We start from the raw sequence: 20,864 nt of genomic DNA on the forward strand, positions 1-20,864 counted from the left end.
CGATGTTCCCCAGACACCTGACCTTTAGAGGTTCCTGATGACCCTCGCCGCCGACGCGGCCGCCCCGCGTCCCTCCAGCCCCGCCCTGCTGGATCGATTCTCGTACGATGACGACATCGTCCGCCAGTTCCTGTTTGCCACCCTCCTGTGGGGCGTGGTCGGGATGCTGGTCGGACTGCTCATCGCGCTCCAACTGGCGAATCCGATTTTCAACTTCAATACCCCCTGGCTGTCGTTTGGGCGACTCCGACCGTTGCACACGAACGCGGTGATCTTCGCGTTCGCCGGCAATGCGTTCTTCACCGGCTGCTATTACTCGACCCAGCGACTGCTCAAGACCCGGATGTTCTCCGACGTGATGAGCAGATTTCATTTCTGGGGATGGCAGGCGATCATCGTCAGTGCCGCGCTCACGTTGCCACTGGGCATCACCCAGGCCAAGGAATACGCTGAGTTGGAATGGCCCATCGACATTGCGATCGCCGTGGTGTGGGTGGTGTTCGCCGTCAACTTCTTCGGCACGCTCATCAAGCGTCGCGAGCGGCACATCTATGTCGCGCTCTGGTTCTACATCGCCAGCATCGTGACCGTCGCCATCCTGCACATCTTCAACAACCTCTCGGTCCCCGCGGGGCTGTTCAAGAGCTACAGCATTTATGCCGGCGTGCAGGACGCCTTCATGCAGTGGTGGTACGGACACAACGCGGTGGCGTTCTTCCTCACCACTCCGTTCCTGGGGCTGATGTACTACTTCATGCCCAAGGCGGCCGAGGGACCGGTGTTTTCGTACAAGTTGTCGATTCTGCACTTCTGGTCGCTGGTGTTCATGTACATCTGGGCCGGACCGCACCACCTGCACTACACCGCGTTGCCCGAATGGGCGTCGACGGTGGGCATGTTGTTCTCCGTGATGCTCTGGGCGCCCTCGTGGGGCGGCATGATCAACGGCCTGCTCACGTTGCGCGGGGCGTGGCACAAGGTGGCGCAGGACCCGATCCTCAAGTTCTTCGTGGTCGCCATCACCGCGTACGGCATGTCGACGTTCGAGGGCCCGATGCTCTCGATCAAGAGCGTCAACGCGCTGGCCCACTACACCGACTGGATCATTGCGCACGTGCACACGGGCGCGTTGGGCTGGAACGGTTTCATGGCGTTCGGCATGATCTACTGGTTGCTGCCGCGCCTGTTCCAGACGGAGATCTACAGCAAACGCGCGATGGAAGTCCATTTCTGGGTCGCCTCGGTGGGCATCGTGCTGTACGTGGTGGCCATCTACAGCGCCGGCGTCACACAGGGGCTCATGTGGCGCGCGTTCGACGAGACGGGACGTCTGGCCTATCCCGATTTCATCGAGACGGTGCTCAAGCTGATGCCGATGTACTGGATGCGCGTGGTGGGCGGCACGCTGTACTTCACCGGCACGCTGATCTTTGGCTGGAACGTGATCATGACATGGCGCCGTCGTCCGGCGACGTACACGGTCCCCGTCGTCGAGGCGGCGCCGCTCAGCAAGACGTACGTGCCGGCACCGTCGGCCGCGCCCCGCGGCGTCTATGCCTCATTCACCGGCGCCCAGTGGCACCGGAAATGGGAGCGGGCGCCGATGCTGTTCACCGTGCTCACCGTGCTCGCCGTCGTGGTCGCGTCGCTATTCGAGATCATCCCGACGTTCCTCATCAAGTCCAACGTGCCGACCATCGCCTCGGTGAAGCCGTACACGCCGCTGGAGCTGGCCGGTCGCGACATCTACATCGCCGAGGGCTGCTTCAACTGCCACTCGCAGATGGTACGGCCCTTCCGCTACGAGACCGAGCGCTTCGGTGAATACTCCAAGCCGGGCGAGTCGGTCTACGATCATCCGTTCCTGTGGGGCTCGCGCCGCATCGGTCCGGATCTGGCGCGCGAAGGCGGCAAGTATCCCGATCTCTGGCACGTGCGGCACTTCGAGAATCCACGCACGGTCGTCGCGAAGTCCATCATGCCGTCCTACGCACAGTTCCTCACGAAGACCATCGACTTCGAGCAGATCCAGTCTCGGGTCGACGCCATGGTCATGCTGGGTGTCCCGTACGGCGAAGCCGTGAACTCGGCGCCGGCGATGGCGCGGGCGCAGGCCAAGTCCATTGGCGCCGCCATCGTGGAGCAGGGCGGTCCGCAGGGTTTGGAGGACAAGCAGATCGTGGCAATCACCGCATATCTGCAACGCCTGGGCATGGACATCAAGGCGTCGAAGACAGCCTCCGCGGGAACGCCCTGATGAAACTCTCCGACATCATGGGTAACGCCGGGCTGTCGATGTACGCGCAGGTGGCCCTGCTGATCTTCTTCGCGGTATTCATCGCCATCATCATCCGCACGTGGGCGCCGTCCCGGCGCGGCGAACTGCAGGAAGCCGCGATGCTTCCGCTCAACGACGAACTTCCCGTGGTGCGGTCGTCCGCCGCACCACGCGCCCAGGAGGGCTGACCCATGGCCTCGAACGACAAGAAGAACAACGACCCGCAGGTGATGGAGCACGAATACGACGGCATTCAGGAGTACGACAATCCGATGCCGCGGTGGTGGCTGCTCACGTTTGCCGCCACGGTGATTTTTTCCATCATCTACTACTTCAACGTCGGGCCGGTGGGCAATGGCAAGGGCCGCATTGCCGACTACGAAGCCGATATGGCGGCGTTTGCCGCGGCGCATCCGGCACCGACGGGGGGACCATCGATTGATCGCCTGCTGGCGCTCACCAAGGACCCCAAGGAAGTGGCCGAGGGTAAGGAGGTATTCACCAAGAACTGCGTGTCCTGTCACCGCCCCGATGGAGGCGGATTGATTGGCCCCAATCTCACCGACAACTATTGGATTCACGGCGCGACGCTGGACAGCATGTACTCTACCGTGACCAACGGTGTACTGGCCAAGGGCATGCCGCCCTGGGGCAAGATACTCAAGCCGGAAGACATGGAACGCGTGGTCGCGTACGTCGTGACCCTGCGCGGGACCAATCCGGCCAACCCGAAGGCTCCGCAAGGAGTGCTTGTTCAACCGTGAGTGTACGTGATCTCGCCGTGAGTGACGTGTGACTACCACTGCAGCACCAAGCGCCGGCCGACGTGTTCTGCCGACGATGAACGAAGACGGAACGCGCCGCTGGATCCGCCCCAAGCCCTCGCACGGCAAATGGTGGAACCGGCGGCGCGCGGTCGCCTATGCCCTGATGGTGCTCTTCTTCGCCGCGCCCCATCTGCGATTTCTGGGCAAGCCAATTTTCCTGATGGATTTGCCGCGCCGTCAGTTCACGCTGATGGGCTACACCTTCCTGCCCACGGATACCCTGCTGTTCATGCTGGTGCTGGGCAGCGGCGTTATTGGAATTTTTCTGCTCACGGCGTTCTTCGGGCGGGCATGGTGCGGGTGGGCCTGCCCGCAAACCGTGTATCTCGAATATCTGTTTCGTCCCATCGGTCGCTGGTTCGATGGCGGCTATACCGGCTCGCGCAATCTTGACAAGCAGCACGCGTGGTTTACGCCGCGGCGCATCGCCAAGTACATCACATTCTTCCTGCTGTCGCTGTTTGTGTCGCATACCCTGCTGGCATTTTTCGTCGGCACCGAAAATCTCTATCACTGGGTGGGCACCTCACCGTCCGCGCATCCCACGGCCTTCTTTTTCGTGGTGGTGTTCACGGGGATCGTGTGGTTCAACTTCACCTACTTCCGTGAACAGACCTGTCTCATCGTCTGCCCGTACGGGCGCTGGCAGTCGGCGCTGATCGACCGGCAATCGGTGATCGTCGCCTACGATTACGTGCGCGGTGAGCCGCGCGGGCATCTGGTCCACGACCGCGATCCGAAGGCCGGTGACTGCATCGACTGCGGCGCGTGTGTGCAGACGTGTCCCACCGGCATCGACATCCGCAACGGGCTGCAGATGGAATGCGTGCATTGCACGCAGTGCATCGACGCCTGTGATGACGTCATGAAGCGGGTCGGCAAGCCCACCGGTCTCATCCGGTATTCCTCGCAGGATGCCATTGCCGGCAAACCGCGCAAACTGCTGCGGTTGCGCACGGTGCTGTATCCCTCGGTGCTGGTCATCCTGTTGGGCGGTCTCGCCGCCGCACTCATCATGAAGGCACCCGCCGACGTGACGGTGTTGCGCGCCGTTGACGCACCCTTCACGGAAGAAGCCGACGGCCGCGTATCCAACCAGATCCGGATCAAGATCACCAATCGACGCGGCAACGATCAGCAGTATGGGCTGGTGTTCGGGGGACTCGAGGGAACCGACGTCGACAAGTCCGAGATCACCGTCGTCGCCCCGGAGAATCCATTGATCGTCAAGGCCGGCGCCACGCGCACCACCAGTGTCTTTGTCCTGCTGCCGCGCAAGGCATTCGTCAACGGTGAGCGTCGCATCACCATCAATTTCACCGACAGCAAGGCGTACACCGAGACGGTCAACTATCGACTGCTGGGTCCCTCCAACGGCAGCAATCGATGAAGCCCGGCATGGGATGGCCCATCGGTATTGTGGCAATACTCAGCATCACCGTGATTGCCAACCTGGTGGTCATGCGGGTCGCCAACAACGATCCGTCGTTTGCCATCGAGCCGGACTACTACAAAAAGGCGGTGGCCTTCGACTCCACCATCGCCGAAGAGCGACGCAGCGCCACGCTGGGCTGGACCGCCACATCCACGATTGTCGCCGGCGACTCGGCCGGTCGGCCGATGCTCACCGTGACACTGCTGGACGCGCAACAGCGGCCGGTGCAGGGTGCCACGGTGTCCGTCGTGGCGCTGGCCAACATTCGCTCCAATGACCTGGTTTCCGCCACGCTCACGGAGGTCGCGCCGGGTCGCTACCAGTCGCTGCTGGCGGCCCACGTCGCAGGACAGTGGGAAGTACGCGTTGACGCGGTGCGCGGCACCGATCATTTCGTGGCCAGTACCCGCACCGACGTTGCGGCGGCAGGCACTCCGACCACCACGGACACGATCCATCAGGGCGGCAGCGAACGGTGATCGCGGCGGCACTCGGTGTCCTGACGGCCAGCTTGCTGGGCAGCGTACACTGCGCCGCCATGTGCGGCGGTTTTGTCTGCATGTACTCCAGTGGTTCTGGCGCTGACGCGGCAACAGTGCGTGCGCACGCACTGTACAATCTTGGACGGCTCGTGTCGTATCTGGTGCTGGGCGCACTGGCTGGCGCGTTGGGCTCCGGCATCACTCGGATCGGCGCGCTCGCCGGTGTCACGCAGGCCGCCACCATCATGGCCGGCGCGCTCATGGTGGCATGGGGCATCAGCACGATTGCCGCGCAACGCGGCGTACGTCTCGGATTCGGCTCGCTCGCACTCTCGCAGCGGTGGCAACGCCTCTTGGGCGGCATGCTGCATGGCCTTCGTGGGCAACCGGTGGCTATACGCGCGGCGCTCACCGGACTGGGCACGACGCTATTGCCCTGCGGGTGGCTCTATGTGTTTGTCGCGACCGCGGGCGGCACGGGCAATGTCCGCGACGGCATGCTGGTGATGGCCGTCTTCTGGCTGGGCACGGTCCCGGCGTTGGTGACGGTTGGCCTGGGTGCGCAGCGCGTCTTCGGTCCACTCCGCCGCAAGCTGCCGACCCTTGGCGCGGTGACGGTGATGCTCATGGGGTTGCTTGCACTGAGCGGCCGATTGGGAATGGCGCCCACGACCACCATGGCGCACGACATGGCGACCCATGGCCACTGACGCGCTCCGAATGGCATCAGCATCGGCCGAGGTGGACGAACAGGCGGTGACCGAGGTCGCCTGTACGCACTGCGGGTTGCCGGTCCCCCCGGGTCTCCTCGTGGACGATGCCCCGCAACAGTTCTGCTGCTCGGGCTGCAGCGCGGTCTATGCCATCCTGCATGAACACGGGCTCGATCGATATTACGACTTCGCCGAGCGACGCGAATCACCAGTGCGCGCCAGCGGCCGGAGTTACGAGGAGTTCGATCATCCGACTTTCGGCGACCGCTATGTGCGCGTGAACGCCGACGGTTTGTCGCGCACCGAGCTGTACCTCGAGGGTGTGCATTGCGCGTCGTGCGTGTGGCTGGTGGAGCGCGTGCCGCTGGTGGTTCCAGGGGTGCTGCGTGCGGAACTGGATGTACGCCGTTCGCTGGCCGTGCTGGAGTGGGACCGCTCCACCGTGCCGCTCTCGCGCATCGCCCGCACGCTGGACAGCCTCGGGTATCCGCCGCACCCGTTTCGCGGAGTGTCACGTGACGCCATGCGTCGGCGCGAGGATCGCGCCATGCTGGTGCGCATCGGCATTGCCGGCGCCATCGCCATCAACATCATGCTGGCGGCACTGGCGCTGTACAGCGGTGAAGTGAATGGCATGGACGCGTCGTTCACCCGGTTCTTCCGGTGGATCAGTTTTGGACTGATTGTGCCGGCCTTCATCTGGCCGGGTCGCGTGTTCTTCACCGGCGCACTGGCGGCGTTGCGCACCCGATCGCTGCACATGGACCTGCCCATCGCGATTGCCCTGGCGGTGGGTCTCCTTCGCGGTGCGATCAATACCGTGACCGACACGGGGCCGATCTACTTTGACGGACTGGCCATCCTGATCTTCGCGCTGCTGGTGGGTCGCTTTCTGCAGCAGCGCGGTCAGCGCATGGCCGCCGATGCGGCAGAGTTGCTGCATGCCATCGCCCCGATGTCAGCTCGCATTGTCGACGACGCGGGCGTCCATGACATTCCGTCGGACGCGCTGCTGCCGGGCATGATTCTCGAGGTGCGCGCCGGCGAGAGCTTTGCCGCCGACGGCGCCGTTGTGGACGGACGCTCCACGGTGAATGCGGCGCTGCTGACGGGAGAATCACGCCCGGTGGCGGTGGCCGGCGGCGCGCGGGTGTTTGCCGGAACACTCAACATCGAATCGCCGTTGCGCGTGCGGGTGGAGGAAGCGGGCGAGACCAGCCGCATCGCGAAGTTGATGCAACAAGTGGAAGAGAGTGCGCGTCGACGGGCACCGGTCGTGCAACTGGCCAATCGCATGGCCGGTATCTTTGTCGCGGTTGTCCTGACCGCGGCCGCCCTCACCTGGGCCATCAAGTGGCAGCTCCACTCGGCCAGTGCACTTGATGACGCCATCGCGTTGTTGATCGTGACCTGCCCGTGTGCCCTGGCGCTGGCCACACCGCTGGCAATTACTGTGGCGGTTGGACGCGCAGCGCGGCGCGGTATGCTGATCAAGGGCGGAGACGCGTTCGAACTATTGGCCAAGCCGGCCACGCTGGTACTCGACAAGACCGGCACCATCACCGAGGGCACGACGGCGCTGGTGTCGTGGGTGGGTCCCGAATGGGTGAAGCCGTTGGTCCTGGCGCTTGAAGAAGGATCGTCGCATCCGCTGGCCGATGGCTTCCGTCGCGCGTGGACGGACGTGTCACGCGGCGAGGTGACCGAGTCGCGCCACGTGGCCGGCGGTGGGCTGGAAGGCGTGGTGGACGGCTATCGAGTGCGTGTCGGATCTCCACGATTCGTGCGGGAGGCGACCGCCGAGTGTGATGCGGTGTTGCGTGAAAGGATCGCGCTGATGGATCGCACGCTGACGCCCGTGCACATCGCCGTGAATGGCGTGGTGGTCGCCGCGGCCGGACTGGGCGACCGCGTGCGCGACGATGCACAATCATCGCTGGACCAACTGCGTGCCGCCGGCTGGCGTACCATCATGCTGAGCGGCGATGCGCCCGATGTGGTGAGCGCCGTTGGTGCGTCACTGGGGTTTGCGACGTCGGATGTGATTGGTGCCGCGTCTCCGGAAGACAAACTCGCGTTTGTCGAGCGCCTCAAGGCGACGGGGCGCGTGGTGATGGTGGGCGATGGCGTGAACGACGCGGCGGCCATTGCAGCGGCGCATGTCGGCATCGGCGTGCACGGCGGCGCGGAAGCGTGCCTGAGCACCGCCGACATCTATCTCACACGTCCTGGGCTCTCGGCGCTGGTGGAGCTTACTGACGGGGCGCGCAATACCATGCGCGTTATCCGGCGCAACATCGGTTTCTCCATTGGCTACAACCTCATTGGCGCCGGGCTGGCCGTTTTCGGTTTGCTCAATCCGTTAATCGCCGCCATTCTCATGCCCACCAGCTCGCTGATCGTCGTGCTGGGGTCGTGGTACGGAAAGTCCTTCTCCCGGAGCACCACGTGAGCGTCCTGTATATCGTCCTGCCGCTGGCGTTGGTGGTGGTGGCCGTGGCCGTGTTGGCCTTTGTGTGGTCGGCCCGCAGCGGGCAGTTCGACGACATGGACACGCCGGCGGTGCGCATGCTGCACGACGACTCGGAGTAAGGCTAGTGCGTGAGGGCGTACACGAAGTAGTTGACCCATAGTTTGTATGCTTCATTGGCCGGCACCATGTTGTACCCCTCATCCGAAAACTCAATGAGCTCGCCCACGTCGGCGTAGTTGTCAATGATGGCCAGCATTCGCTTGCTCGGATCATTGTCCTCAAAGAATCCCAGGTACTCAGGCGTGTAGCGGCCCGTCTTGCTGGGAATTTTGGCCAGATCGATCTTGAAGAAGCTGTTAAAGATCTGGTGCGCGTTGGTGAGCGGCAGCGGGCGCGCGCCGGGAAATGCGCGGCGCCATTGTTCCACCAGATTGCGGTAGTCGGGATTGGGATCGCCTTCGATATCATCGAAGATGATGAACCCCCCGTGCGAGATGTATTTGCGAAGCCCCAGCAGTTCCGCGTCGCTCAATACCCACCCGCCGGGTTCGGACAGGTACGCCACCGGATAGCGGAACATCGCCGGTTCATCGAGGCGTACGACAACACTCCCGATGATGGGTCCGCGTTCGACGAAGGCGCGTATCGTGGACAGCTCGCGCAGAATCTTCATGAAGTGCGATTCGGTGCGCGGATAGTCGTGCGCCCATCCGGGCCCTTCACTGCCGCATTCGTACGCACCCCGGTACTTGATGCGGGCGAACGTCACCCGGCCGTCGTACGTCGGGTTACCTGCAAAGAAGGGCGAGACGAAATAGTTCTCGGCGTCCCAGTTGCTGGCACACGCGGCCGAACGGCCGAAGCGTCGCTGCGCTGGCGCGACCGTCGCGCTGACCAGCACGCCGGTCACCAGAACCACCACCAGTGATACAGTACGATTCGGCATGAGCTATGCTTCGATACGGTCGAGGTCGCCATATGCCTGATAAGGCGGGCTTGTCTGTAGACGCGTGCCGGTGGGACATTACCCCACATGACATCTCAGCCATCACCCGCCGGTCCCAACGGCGTCGAACGCCGGTCCAACCCGCGATTGCGCGAACTGGTCGACGAAATGCTCGCCTCGATCCGCGCCGCGCACAATGTCGACCTCTGGACCAACGACGAGCGCGCCCGCTATCAGGCCGACATGGCGCGCATCATGGAATCAGTGCGCGAGCATGCCATCGATCATGGACGCAAGCACACGGGATTGGAGAAGCCGTAATCAGGACAGCCCGAACTCTTCGCGCGCCTGACGATTGGCCTGCAACTGCACCACCGACGTGCTCGCGCCGTCGGCCCCATGCTCCCCGGTGTGCACCAGGTCGAGTGCGTCTTCGCGGCGTTTGACCTGCTCCCAGAAATCGCCCGCGTGCGGGTCGGTGCCTTCGTCGGCCGGCAGCAGCGCATACAGGGCCTTGTACATCATGGAGAATGCCCAGAACAGCGCCAGCATGTCGGGCAGCGCGAGGACGATGCGCGTGATGGCATTGACGTTCGCCACCTGATCGTTGAATACCGGCGTGCCGAACGGCGCCAGGACCATCTTGAAGTTGATGGCGTAGTTCACGAGACCGGCAATCAGGTTCGTTGCGCCGATGATCAGTGCCGATTGCTTGAGCGATCGCACGACCGTCGGCTCGGCCAGCAAGCGATCCATCGCCGACCGGCGTTCCGGCGTGTCCGGATCGAGTCCCTGCAGCGCAATCGCCCGGGTGACCGGATGCGCAAGAAACGCCGAACCACCAAAGATGAACACGGCCAGCAGGTAGCTCGCGCTGTCCTTGAAGGCGAAGAGCGCGCCGTCCACATACCAGAACGCCAGCACGCCACGCATCACGGCGCCAAAGCCGCCATAGGCCGAGATGAAGTTGAATCGGCGCGTGAGCACCAACAGGTCGAGTAATACCCAACCAACCGGTATCAGCGCGGCGGCCAGATACGCTGGCAGCGTGCCCAGGGGCTTGGTGCCGTACTTGAGGATCAGGACCGGTGCGACCGCGCCAATCAGGATATCCAGCACGAGTTTGAGCGACTTCGACATGGCAGGCAATCTTGCCGAGGGGTTGGCTTCGCGGTACCCATCAACACATGAACCAGCCCCTCGGATCCCACCGGCCGCGCCGTGCACGTGTGGGCGCGCTCGTGCTGTCAGCCATCACGATGGCCATGACCCTGGCGTGCGCCCGCTGGGCACCGGGGACGGCCGCAGGTCCCGACCTGACCACCGAGGCGGGATCGCTCACGGGCAGGAAGCTCGAGCGCCCGCCCTTGGACGATGCCACCCGCGCCCGGCTTGTCGCCCAGCTGGCGGCCGCAGCCGATACGCTGCGCGTCAACCCGCAGAGCCCCGACGCGCTCATCTGGGTGGGTCGACGGCTTGCCTATCTCGGCAAATACCGCGAGGCCATAGACACCTTTACGGCCGGCGTCGACCGCTTTCCGCGCGATGCGAGATTCCTGCGGCATCGCGGGCATCGGTACCTCACCATTCGTCGCCCGATGCTGGCGACGCAGGATCTGGCCAAGGCGGCCACGCTCATCCGGGGTCAGCCCGATGTGATTGAGCCTGACGGGGCACCAAACGCCCGCAACATTCCGCTCAGCACGCTGCAATTCAATATCTGGTACCATCTGGCACTCGCCTACTACGTGGATGGCAAGTATCCGCAGGCGCTTGCGGCGTGGGACTCCTGCGCGCGCGTGTCGAGCAATCCGGACCTGATGGTCGCCTCGCAATACTGGCGCTATCTGGTGCTCGCGCGCCTCGCGCGGACTGCGGCCGCCGACAGCGCACTGGCCATTGCGCGCGAGAACCCGACGCTCATTGAGAATCAGTCGTATTTGCGCTTGATGCGATTGTTTGCCGGGCTGGAACCGGTCGAGTCGGTGTTTCCCGGTGCGTCAGCCGCTAATGTCGCAGATGCCACCTCGGCCTACGGCGTCTCGATGTGGCATTTCCTGAACGGTCGACGGAATGAGGCGCGCGATCTCTGGAAGCGACTCGATGCCAGTCCGGCGTGGGGCTCGTTTGGGGTGCTGGCGGCCGAAGGGGAACTCACGCGAACGCCGTAGGTCGGACGTTCGCACCACGACATCAATCGGTTCAGCGACTTGAACTCGGCTTCAGTCCCAGCGCGCTATTCAACCACCGCACGAACGGCGTCATCACCTGATAGTGCCGGGCGAGAATATCCGGCAGTTTCGCACTCTGCACGTCGTCCAGTGTCAGCGCGCATCCGGCCGTGAACGACTGATAGCGCAGCCAGGTGCCGGCCGGATGATCGGGGTCATAGCCACGCGGCATGCGCGTGAGCATCGACTCTTCACTCAGTGATCCGAATCGCCGCTTGAACGTGCGGTTGTTCACGATGTCGGCGAAACCCTCGTGGTCGTCGGCCAGCACGCCACGAATCTGGTTCAGCGCCGGACGCGGTGGCATCCAGATGCCGCCGCCGCACATCATTTCGCCCGGCTCCATGTGGAAGTAGAACCCGGCGCCACCGTGCACGGCTTCGCCACCGACACCGCCACCGGAATCACGATGCGGGAACCAGCAGGCCACGTTGGTCTTGTACGGCGACTTGTCGTTGGAGAAGCGCACGTCGCGATGAATGCGAAACATCGACTTCTTTGAACCGACAATTTCCGGGATGAACGACGCCAGTCGCACATCCACGTCCTCGATGAGCAGGCGCATCGGCGCACGCAGCGCCTCCTCATAGTCGTCGCGATGCGCCTCAAACCAGTCCTTGCGATTGTTCTTCTTGAGACCGCGCAGGAAACTCATCGCGCGTGGAGGAAAGCCGCGGAACGTTTCCATGGTCAATGCGCCGGAAAGAGAAACCGGAGAAAGAGGCCGGTGCGATGGCCCCAGGCGCGTTCGTCGTGCAACGCGCCATCGTCTTCCAGGTAGTGCAGATCCACACCAGCCTGCCAGCCTTTGCGCAGCAGCATGCGGTGCAGCAGGCGTGTGCCCTTGAGCATGCGTTTCTCGCCGGTCCCCACGTCCAGCCAGATCGACAAGGTTGGCGCGCGATCATCGACGATGTTCAACTGACGGACAATCCACCGATCGTCCCACCACACCGACGGTGACAGCAAGGCCAGCTTGCCGAAGATGGCCGGGTGGGTCAGGCCCAGATGCAGCGTGAGCAGTCCGCCCAGCGAACTGCCCACCATCCCGGTATCGCGCGCGCCACGTCGCGTACGATAGTGGCGATCGATGAACGGCTTGATCTCGTACACCAGCATCTGGCCGTAGCGATCGGCCATGCCGCCGGCATCATGGGCATTGTCACGGGTCGGCGTGTACTCATCGATGCGATCGCGCCCCGCGTTGCCGATGGCCACCAGGATGATCGGCTCGATGATCCCGGCATGCATCAGGGCGCGCGCCGTCGTGTCGACACCCCACTGCACACCAAAGGGCGACATCGGCAGATCGTCGAACACGTTCTGTCCGTCGTGCAGATACAGCACCGGATACCGGCGTTCCGGTTCCAATTCGTATTCGGGCGGGACGCACACCACGACATCGTGCGCATGCGGCAGGAAGCGCGAGCGCACCTCTGGATAGTGGTCAAGCGAGCCGACACGCCGTGGGGCGGGCAGCGCGGCATTCACATCATCCAGCAATCCGGCGTGGACCATCAGGCGCCCGCCATCGATCAGAACTCGACGAGATCCGGCGGTCGGTGCCCCGCCACGAACGCATCCATGTTGGCCAGCGCCCGCATTCCCATGGCCGTGCGGGTTTCAACCGTGCCGCTACCCATATGCGGCAACAGCACCACATTCTCCATGTCGCGCAACTCCGCCACTACGGTCGGCTCCCACTCATACACGTCAAGACCGGCGCCGGCGATCTGGCGCTCGCGCAACGCACTCGTCAGCGCATACTCGTCGACGATGTCGCCCCGCGCCGTATTGATCAGGTACGATTTCGGGCCCATGCGGGCGAGCCGTTCGGCATTGATCAGGTGACGCGTCTCGGGCGTCGCCGGACAATGGAGCGACACCACGTCGGCGCGCTCCAACAGGACGTCCACCGACGCCACCCGCTCGGCCGTGGCCGGGCCGGCCGTGGCCGGATCGTCGATGCGCGGATCACGCGGAGCATACCAGATCACGTGCATGCCCAAAGCCGACGACACCTGGCGCGCCAGCGCGCGGCCAATGCGTCCATAGCCGATGATCCCCAGGGTCTTGCCGTGCGGGCTGTGGCCCATCAGATGCGTGGGGCGCCATCCTGACCACGCCCCGCTGCGCAGATGGCGTTCGCCTTCACCCAGGCGACGCATGGTCATGAGCAGCAGCGCCAACGCGAGATCGGCCGTGTCGTCTGTGAGCACATCAGGCGTGTTGCTGATCTGCACACCGGCATGACGCGCGGCGTCACGATCGATGTGATTGACACCCACGCCGAAGTTGGCCAGCAGGCGCGTTTTCACCGGACCCTCGAACAGCTCGGCGCGGAGCTTGTCGGTGACGGTGCACAGTACGATATCCGTGGTGCGCAGCACCTGTGACATCTGCTCGGGTGAGAGCGACACGTCGGTGCGATTGAAGCGCGCGTCATACCGCGACGCGATCGCTTCCTCCACGGTCGTCGGCAGCTTGCGCGTGACGACGACGGTTGGTCGTTCGCCGCTCACGCCGGCAGACGCCACGTGGACAACGCGGCGCCAATTCCCGCACCCAGCGTGATTGGCACACCCGCGTCCGCCAGCGCCATCTCGACGCCACTCATGGCGCCGGCCAACGAGAGGGGATTCATGTCGCCCAGATGACCGATCCGGAACACCTTGCCAGCCAACTCGCCCAGCCCCGCACCCAGCGAGACATCGTAGCGCTTGAAGGCCAGCTCGATGACCCGCCCCGCGTCGAAGCCGCTGGGCATCACCACCGCGGTGAGCGTGTTGGACGCAATCTCCGGCCGCTTCGCGCATTCGCCAAGCTCCCACGCCTTCACCGCGGCGCGCACGCCAATGGCCATGCGACGATGCCGCGCCGCCACTTCATCCATGCCTTCCTCCAGCAGCATGGTCAACGCCTCGTCCAGTCCAAAAAGCAACGACAGTGCCGGCGTATACGGAAAGTAGCCGCGCGAATTCTGGTCGCGCATCGGCCGCAAGTCGAAATACGATCGCGGCGTGCTGACGGTCGCCACGCGCTCCAACGCCTTTTCGCTCATGCCCAGAATGCCAAGACCGGCGGGCAACATGAATCCCTTCTGCGACCCGGCGATCGAACAGTCCACTCCCCACGCATCGAACTGAAAGTCGAGACTGGCAATCGAGCTTACGCCATCGACGTACAACAGCGCCGGATGCCTGGCGCGATCCATCGCATCGCGCACCGCGGCAATGTCGTTCGTCACGCCCGTCGCCGTTTCGTTGTGCACGACCATCACGCCCTGAATTTCGTGCGCCGTGTCGGCAACCAGCGCCGCTTCAATCAGATCGGCGGGTGCCGATTCGCCCCACGGGACTTCGATCACATCGACGTGGTATCCCAGGTTGCGAGCCGCCTGAATGAACAGGTGTGAAAACTGCCCCAGTCGGACCGCCAGCAGGCGCGCGCCGGGATTCTGCGTGTTGACCAGCGACGCTTCCCACATGCCAGTGCCCGACGACGGGAACACGAAGTGCTCGCCCTTCGTCTGGTGGACCACCTGCGGCAGGCGCGACAGGATCGAACGGGTAAGCGTCGGAAACGCGGAAGACCGATGATCTTCGCTGGCGCGATGCATGGCGCGCAGCAGACGATCGGGTATCGGGGTCGGACCGGGAATCTGGAGAAAGTGTCGGCCAGCCATGTCTCGATGATCAGGATGGGAGTGGATGGTGTTCCGGGATCGCGTCCTCAACGTCCACGCTGTCGGTCACTTCGACTTCGTCGGAGTCCGCATCGGCCTCTGATTCGGCTTCCCCGGATTCGGCTTCCCCGGATTCGGTTTCCCGTTCGGCCTCGTCCGGATCGAGCGTGCGCAGCAGTCGACGACAGAGGCGCGCCAGGCGTGCCCGCTGCTCACCGGTGAGCTCACTCATGAGATCGACGATAGCGGCCGTGCGGGCAGGTGTCGCCTGCTCGAGCACAGCAGTCCCCGCGTCCGTCAGGTGCACCGTGATGAAGCGACGGTCGGTGGCATGTCGTTCGCGTCGCACCAAACCGCGTGACTCGAGCGCGTCGATGATCGCGGTCATCTGGGCCTTGCTGCGCCCCAGCGCTTCGGCCAGCTCCTGTTGATGCACCGCGCCGCGGGCGGCAATCGTGTCGAGCACGCCAAACTGCGATGCCGACAGACCGAACGGGTGCACGGCCGCCTCCACCCTGGTGGCCGCGAGGCCGGCCGCGCGCTGCAGCCGACCGTACGCATCAAGGGCCCGTCGCCGCTTCTTGTCGCCTTTTCCGCTCATCGTCCTGTCTCCGGGAGGTCCTGCCGCATTTCGTCAGACCGAAATGTACTGGCGTAGCGGCCACGGAGCGGGGGGCAGGGGCGGGGAGATACAAGACGGGAGACTGAAGACGGAAGACGGGAGACATCCGGTCGGCCGGACGTCTCCCGTCTCCCCTCTCCCGTCTCCCGTCTTCTTTCACCTACATCCTGAAAATCGCCTTCGTCTCATCATGAAACAGCACCCAGAGCGAGTAACCGCCGAACAGGGTCCCCATCGGCCAGCGGAACAGGCGAAATGCCGACACGACGATAATGACGTTGCGCGCCCACGGCTGGTGATTGAGCAGCCCGAAACCGGCGATGAGTCCAAAGAAGCTGAGCGCGCCGATGATGACCGCCATGACCACGCTGGCGACGGAACCAACAATGGCGCCAATCAGGCTGCCGGAGAACAGCGATCCAAACACGCCACTGAAGAGCACGCTGGCGGCCGCCAGACATCCTATTGCACTGAAGAGGAGGTTGACGATCGCGACGATCTTGATGTGGGTGCGCATGGGGCGGATTCTCGGAGAAGGTGGAAGACTGCCAGTCACCCTACGGGAACAGCCGGTCGCAGGATTCGCGGTCGGGTTACGTGTCAAAGCGATACGCCATCACGTCCTGGCGGCGCGTCTTCCCCCGAACTGACCTCCCAGGCTCACCATGGCGACCCCGCCGACAATGACCAGCATGGCCAGCAGCGCCTGGGGCGGCATTCGTTCGCCGGCCAGCGCCACCCCCAGCAGCACGGCCACCACCGGATTGACGTATGCATACGTGCCCACGGCCGTCGGACTCGCCACGCGCAGCAACCACATGTAGGTGCTGAAACCGATCAGCGAACCGAACACGATGAGGTACGCCAGCGAATACACCGACGCCAGCGTGATAGCGTCTCGATGCACGTGCGACAGTTCGCCGCTGACGACGGACAGCACCATGAGCATCACGCCGCCGGCGAGCATCTGCATACTGATGGCCAACGCGGCGGGTTTGGCCAGACGGGCCGTGCGCGAGTACAGCGAACCAATGGTCCAGGACAGCGATCCGCACGCCAGCACAATGGCGCCCGACGGTGCCACTGCCGCGCTGCTGATCTGGCCATCGGCAGGCAGCACCAACAGGGCCACGCCAACCAGTCCAAGCGCGACGCCAGCCCATTTCGCAAATCCCGGTCGCTTGCCCTGCGCCACCTCGCACAACACCAGCCAGAGCGGCACGGTGGCCACCATCAACGACGTCATGCCCGAACTCACCCGCTGCTCGGACCACGACACGGCACCGTTGCCGACGAACAACAACAGGAAGCCGATGATCGCGGAATTGCGCCATTCGATGGCCGATGGTGCGGCGGCTCCGCGCCAACGACTGAAGCCATAGAGCAGTCCACCGGCAATCAGAAATCGCACGCCACCCATGACAAATGGCGGGATCGTCTCCACGCCCCATCGTATGGCCAGATAGGTCGATCCCCACACGACGTAGATGACCAGAAACCCCAGCACGAGCCGGTTGCGACTCGCGGGCGCCGGCGCCGACGCGGCGCGGGCGGAAGACTCGGAGAGGGTCATGACAGGGACTCGGTGGCTTCGCGCCGGCGAATGGCTCGAAGTGCTGCGTCGCCCGCAGCAAGTCCACCGACAACGAGATAGAGATAAAACGTGTAGAAGCGCCACCAGAGGAGCGTTGCGGCGAAGATGCCAACCGGAATCGCGGACTTGAGTGTCACCGCGAACGCGCCTTCGATGAAACCACCACCGCCCGGCGCAGGCACCACCACGCCACCGTAGAACAGCGCCAGCGGCCAGAGCACCAGCGGTGCCAGCGTGTCCATAGTCAGTGCAAACGATCGATCGCCCAGGAACACCAGCAACGGCAACGCGGCCACCTTGCACAGCACATGCACCACCGAGCCCAGGAATGCCGCGAGCATGAATCGCGGATTCGCCTGACGCAGCGCCTGCACCGACGAGCGAAGCTGACGCAACGTGCGCTGCAGGACGCGCCACCGTCCCGCATGAACGCCGATGCGGCGAGCCCACGCGGGTGGCGGTCCATGGGCGTTGCGTCTGGCCAGCAGCACGCCGATGGCACCGGCGCCAAGTACGGCCGTGCTGTAACCGCCAACGAGCGCCAACAGCCCCCGCACGCTGGCGCCGCGGCCCTGAAACAACCATGCGAGTGCCACGCAGACGACGGCCAGTGAGCACATCTCGAGAAAGAGCTCCAGAAAAAGCACCAACACGCGACCAGCAACCGGCATCCCGCTTTCCGCGAGTACCAGGAAGCGCGCCGGTTCGGCCCCCGATCTGGCGGGCGTGATGGCGGCCGCAAAGTCACCACCAAGGCAGACTCGCAGCGCCGTGCCGAACCGCAGAGGGAGACCTACCGCAATGGCCGAGGCCTGCATCTTGAGGGCCCGTGTCGTCACCTCGATGGCGACGGCGGTCAGCGCCCCTGCGTGCGCGGTCCATGCCAGGAGCGGCATTCCGCCAGTTGGCCAATTTCCAGCTACCACCCAGGCGGACGCCCCGAACATCAGGGCAAACGACAGGGCGGTGAACAGCCAGCGGGTGACGGACATGGAGCGCAACTTAGTCGAGGGGGCGGGCCTGTTGTCCCTACGTTCCCCGCGGTTTCGCGCGGCGTGTGGCAATGGCGGACAGCGGATCCTCGGGCCACGGGTGTCGAGGATAACGGCCGCGCATTTCCTTGCGCACCTCGAAGTACGAGGTCCGCCAGAAGCCGGCCAGATCGCGCGTCACCTGCACCGGGCGCTGCGCCGGTGACAGCAAGTGCATGGTCACCGGAATACGACCGTCACACAGCAAGGGCGTGGCGCTCCAGCCAAAAACTTCCTGAAGCTTGACGGCCAGAATCGGGTCGGCCGGATTGCTATAGTCCAGCGCAATACGCGAGCCGCTGGGCACCTCGAGATGCGTCGGTGCCAATCGGTCCAGCGCCGCCCGATGTTCCCACGGCAGCAGGGTCAACATCAACTCACTCCAGTCGAGCGACGCCAGTTCGCTCCATCGCCGCAGTCCGTGGACATGTGGTGCGAGCCAGATATCGAGAGACGCAGCCAGGGCTTCACTGCTCACATCGGGCCATTCGGCACGGTGATGGTGCATGAAGGCCAGGCGCGCGCGGGTGCGCGAACCGCCTTCGTTCCACGGCAGCGCATCAACCCCCACACGGCGGATGGTCATCAGCAACGCCTCGCGCACGCGCGCGGTGTCCACCTGATTGACGACGTGCTCGTCCAGCACGATCGCGCCAAGTGTCGAGCGGCGGCGCGCACGCACGCTCTGCGATGCCTCATGCCACTCGACCACGGTTTCCGTCACCACGTCCGATCCGAAATCCTCCAGCACCTCGTCGCGCGACAGCAGCGCGGCGCGTGCCACCCGATACTCGGGGGGCGCCCCTTCGAGTTCCGCGATCGCCAGCCATTCCGCGCCGGCCAGTGCATCGCTGCGCGTCACGGACGCGCCGGTGCCGGCGCGCATCAGGAATCGTGGATCAGCCCCCGGACGCCGTTGCGCCACGCGGTCGGGATAGGCCAAGGCGAGCAGCACGCCCGTGTGTTCCAGATCATCAGCCGGATGTTCCGGCGCCGAATGCACATCGGCGCCACGCGTCCGCGGTCGTTGCAACTGCGACACCAGCTCGCGCACGCGGCGCATGGCGTCACGGTCGATGGACGCGCCGTGGAGGCCGATGTCGTCGCCCGTCGACGTGCGCCGCAGCGCCTCAAGACGCAGCCGCACGTCGGACGGCGGCGGCGCACCATCGCCGCGCAGCACGTCGCGTTCCTCCAACAGGGCCACGATCTCGGCGCCCAGCCGCCCGAGACCACGGCGCTCTGCACCGAGCAACAGATGCGCGAGACGCGGTGCCAGCGGCATGTGCGTCATCTGCCGCCCATGCGGTGTGATGCGCCCGGCGGCGTCGAGCGCCCCCAGTTGACCAAGCAGTTCACGCGCCTGCGCGAACGCGCCAGCCGGTGGTTGATCGATCCAGCGCATCATGCTCGGATCACTGACACCGGCGTCCGCCAACTCCAACGCCAGCGTCGAGAGTTCAGCGTCGAGAATCTCCGGACGGGTGCGCGGCATGAGTCCGTGGTCCTCTGCCGCATCCCACAAACGATAGCACACGCCTGCCGCCACGCGCCCGGCACGCCCACGGCGTTGATCGGCGGACGCCCGACTCACGCGCACGGTCGTGAGCCGAGTCAATCCTGCACGCGCGTCGAATCGCGGCAGACGCGACCATCCACTGTCGATGACCACGCGTATCCCCTCGATGGTCAGACTCGTCTCGGCGATGCTGGTGGCCAGCACGATCTTGCGTTGGCCCGGTGGGGCCGCCGCAATGGCCGCATCCTGTTCCGCGACCGGCAGGCTGCCATGCAATACGTGCACCGTGGCCCGATGAGTCGCCAGCAACGGATCACCAGCAAGCCGTTCGGCCACGCGCCGTTGTTCATTCATGCCGGGAAGGAACACCAGCACGTCGCCACGGTCATTGGCCAGGGACTCCCGCACGGTGCGCGCCACAGTCGCCTCGGTGCGTTCACCGGCGCGCGGTGCGCGATATCGGGTCTCCACCGGGAACATCCGCCCGTCGCTTCGCACGACCGGCGCCGGCGAGTTCGCGTCCCCCAGCAGGCGCGCCACCTGATCGCCATCGAGCGTGGCCGACATCACCAGCACGCGCAACGACGGACGCAGGTGCTGCTGTGTTTCCAACGTGAGCGCGAGACCCAGATCGGCGTGCAGTGAACGTTCGTGAAACTCGTCGAACACCACCGCACCGTACGATTCGAGCGATTGGTCACCGGCCAACAGGCGCGTCAACACGCCTTCGGTCACCACTTCAAGGCGCGTGCGAGCCGAGACCCGGGTATCCCCGCGCACGCGATATCCCACCGTCTCGCCCACGCGTTCACCCAGGGTGCGTGACATGTAGCCGGCCGCGGCGCGCGCCGCCAGGCGACGTGGCTCCAGCATGATGATGCGACGTCCCTCCAGCCACTCGGCGCTGAGCAATGACAGCGGCACGCGCGTGGTCTTTCCGGCCCCGGGTGGCGCCTCCAACACGGCGTTGGCATGCGACGCAAGCGCCGCGTGCAATGCGGGAAGCGCGTCGTCGATTGGCAGCACGG

The 20,864-nt window shown here is 64.6% G+C and carries 21 protein-coding genes; 10 read left to right on the forward strand and 11 right to left on the reverse strand.

The window, feature by feature from the left end; translation table 11 throughout:
• The first annotated feature begins 37 nt into the window (after positions 1 to 37).
• The 8 genes from ccoN to ccoS are packed head-to-tail and all read left to right on the forward strand — an operon-like array spanning position 38 to position 8,327.
• A complete protein-coding gene (gene ccoN / locus IPP90_22115; GenBank protein MBL0173331.1) occupies positions 38 to 2,257 on the forward strand; it encodes a cytochrome-c oxidase, cbb3-type subunit I in 2,220 nt (739 codons plus the stop codon).
• Positions 2,257 to 2,466 (forward strand): cbb3-type cytochrome c oxidase subunit 3, encoded by a 210-nt coding sequence (locus IPP90_22120; protein MBL0173332.1) that lies wholly within the window; start codon positions 2,257 to 2,259, stop codon positions 2,464 to 2,466. Before ccoN ends, IPP90_22120 begins: the two co-directional genes overlap by 1 nt.
• Positions 2,467 to 2,469: 3 nt before the next feature.
• Positions 2,470 to 3,042: a c-type cytochrome gene (locus tag IPP90_22125; GenBank protein MBL0173333.1), complete on the forward strand. Its 573-nt coding sequence runs from the start codon at positions 2,470 to 2,472 to the stop codon at positions 3,040 to 3,042.
• Between the two features lie 28 nt (positions 3,043 to 3,070).
• Positions 3,071 to 4,495 (forward strand): cytochrome c oxidase accessory protein CcoG, encoded by a 1,425-nt coding sequence (gene ccoG, locus IPP90_22130; protein MBL0173334.1) that lies wholly within the window; start codon positions 3,071 to 3,073, stop codon positions 4,493 to 4,495.
• Positions 4,492 to 5,019: a FixH family protein gene (locus tag IPP90_22135; protein ID MBL0173335.1), complete on the forward strand. Its 528-nt coding sequence runs from the start codon at positions 4,492 to 4,494 to the stop codon at positions 5,017 to 5,019. Before ccoG ends, IPP90_22135 begins: the two co-directional genes overlap by 4 nt.
• On the forward strand, positions 5,016 to 5,732 hold the full coding sequence (locus tag IPP90_22140) for a sulfite exporter TauE/SafE family protein (protein MBL0173336.1): 717 nt from the start codon (positions 5,016 to 5,018) through the stop codon (positions 5,730 to 5,732). Before IPP90_22135 ends, IPP90_22140 begins: the two co-directional genes overlap by 4 nt.
• Positions 5,733 to 5,742: 10 nt before the next feature.
• Positions 5,743 to 8,187, forward strand: a complete 2,445-nt coding sequence (locus IPP90_22145) for a heavy metal translocating P-type ATPase (protein ID MBL0173337.1) — start codon at positions 5,743 to 5,745, stop codon at positions 8,185 to 8,187.
• Positions 8,184 to 8,327 carry a cbb3-type cytochrome oxidase assembly protein CcoS gene (ccoS, locus tag IPP90_22150; protein MBL0173338.1) on the forward strand — a complete coding sequence of 48 codons (144 nt, stop codon included), beginning with the start codon at positions 8,184 to 8,186 and terminating at the stop codon, positions 8,325 to 8,327. The genes IPP90_22145 and ccoS overlap by 4 nt, the downstream gene beginning before the upstream one ends.
• Before the next feature lie 2 nt (positions 8,328 to 8,329).
• On the opposite strand, the gene IPP90_22155 is transcribed toward ccoS, so the two are convergent.
• Positions 8,330 to 9,154, reverse strand: a complete 825-nt coding sequence (locus tag IPP90_22155) for a DUF4159 domain-containing protein (protein MBL0173339.1) — start codon at positions 9,152 to 9,154, stop codon at positions 8,330 to 8,332.
• A gap of 87 nt (positions 9,155 to 9,241) precedes the next feature.
• Here IPP90_22155 and IPP90_22160 point away from each other — a divergent pair, with 87 nt between their 5' ends.
• Positions 9,242 to 9,475, forward strand: a complete 234-nt coding sequence (locus IPP90_22160) for a hypothetical protein (GenBank protein ID MBL0173340.1) — start codon at positions 9,242 to 9,244, stop codon at positions 9,473 to 9,475.
• Here IPP90_22160 and IPP90_22165 read toward each other — a convergent pair whose 3' ends face one another.
• Entirely contained in the window at positions 9,476 to 10,294 is an 819-nt protein-coding gene (locus tag IPP90_22165) for a hypothetical protein (protein MBL0173341.1), read from the reverse strand.
• Between the two features lie 47 nt (positions 10,295 to 10,341).
• On the opposite strand from IPP90_22165, the gene IPP90_22170 reads away from it, so the two are divergent.
• Positions 10,342 to 11,325 carry a hypothetical protein gene (locus tag IPP90_22170; protein MBL0173342.1) on the forward strand — a complete coding sequence of 328 codons (984 nt, stop codon included), beginning with the start codon at positions 10,342 to 10,344 and terminating at the stop codon, positions 11,323 to 11,325.
• A 31-nt stretch (positions 11,326 to 11,356) separates the two neighbouring features.
• Here the strand turns inward: IPP90_22170 and IPP90_22175 are convergent, their stop codons facing one another.
• The 9 genes from IPP90_22175 to hrpB all read right to left on the reverse strand — a co-directional run bounded on the left by IPP90_22175 (position 11,357) and on the right by hrpB (position 20,862).
• Positions 11,357 to 12,073 carry a DUF2461 domain-containing protein gene (locus tag IPP90_22175; protein MBL0173343.1) on the reverse strand — a complete coding sequence of 239 codons (717 nt, stop codon included), beginning with the start codon at positions 12,071 to 12,073 and terminating at the stop codon, positions 11,357 to 11,359.
• 2 nt (positions 12,074 to 12,075) lie between these two features.
• The gene (locus tag IPP90_22180) at positions 12,076 to 12,903 is read right to left on the reverse strand and encodes an alpha/beta hydrolase (GenBank protein MBL0173344.1); all 828 of its coding nucleotides are present in this window, start codon (positions 12,901 to 12,903) and stop codon (positions 12,076 to 12,078) included.
• Between the two features lie 17 nt (positions 12,904 to 12,920).
• Positions 12,921 to 13,907: a D-glycerate dehydrogenase gene (locus IPP90_22185; protein MBL0173345.1), complete on the reverse strand. Its 987-nt coding sequence runs from the start codon at positions 13,905 to 13,907 to the stop codon at positions 12,921 to 12,923.
• The gene (locus IPP90_22190) at positions 13,904 to 15,070 is read right to left on the reverse strand and encodes an aminotransferase class V-fold PLP-dependent enzyme (protein MBL0173346.1); all 1,167 of its coding nucleotides are present in this window, start codon (positions 15,068 to 15,070) and stop codon (positions 13,904 to 13,906) included. Before IPP90_22190 ends, IPP90_22185 begins: the two co-directional genes overlap by 4 nt.
• Positions 15,071 to 15,080: 10 nt before the next feature.
• The gene (locus IPP90_22195; protein MBL0173347.1) at positions 15,081 to 15,671 is read right to left on the reverse strand and encodes a MarR family transcriptional regulator; all 591 of its coding nucleotides are present in this window, start codon (positions 15,669 to 15,671) and stop codon (positions 15,081 to 15,083) included.
• A gap of 181 nt (positions 15,672 to 15,852) precedes the next feature.
• On the reverse strand, positions 15,853 to 16,209 hold the full coding sequence (locus IPP90_22200; GenBank protein ID MBL0173348.1) for a hypothetical protein: 357 nt from the start codon (positions 16,207 to 16,209) through the stop codon (positions 15,853 to 15,855).
• A gap of 99 nt (positions 16,210 to 16,308) precedes the next feature.
• Positions 16,309 to 17,265, reverse strand: a complete 957-nt coding sequence (gene yedA, locus IPP90_22205; GenBank protein ID MBL0173349.1) for a drug/metabolite exporter YedA — start codon at positions 17,263 to 17,265, stop codon at positions 16,309 to 16,311.
• Positions 17,262 to 18,278, reverse strand: a complete 1,017-nt coding sequence (locus IPP90_22210; GenBank protein ID MBL0173350.1) for a flippase-like domain-containing protein — start codon at positions 18,276 to 18,278, stop codon at positions 17,262 to 17,264. Before IPP90_22210 ends, yedA begins: the two co-directional genes overlap by 4 nt.
• Positions 18,279 to 18,315: 37 nt before the next feature.
• A complete protein-coding gene (hrpB, locus tag IPP90_22215) occupies positions 18,316 to 20,862 on the reverse strand; it encodes an ATP-dependent helicase HrpB (protein ID MBL0173351.1) in 2,547 nt (848 codons plus the stop codon).
• Between the last annotated feature and the right edge of the window lie 2 nt (positions 20,863 to 20,864).

This window comes from Gemmatimonadaceae bacterium, assembly GCA_016720905.1.
GTDB lineage: Bacteria > Gemmatimonadota > Gemmatimonadetes > Gemmatimonadales > Gemmatimonadaceae > Gemmatimonas.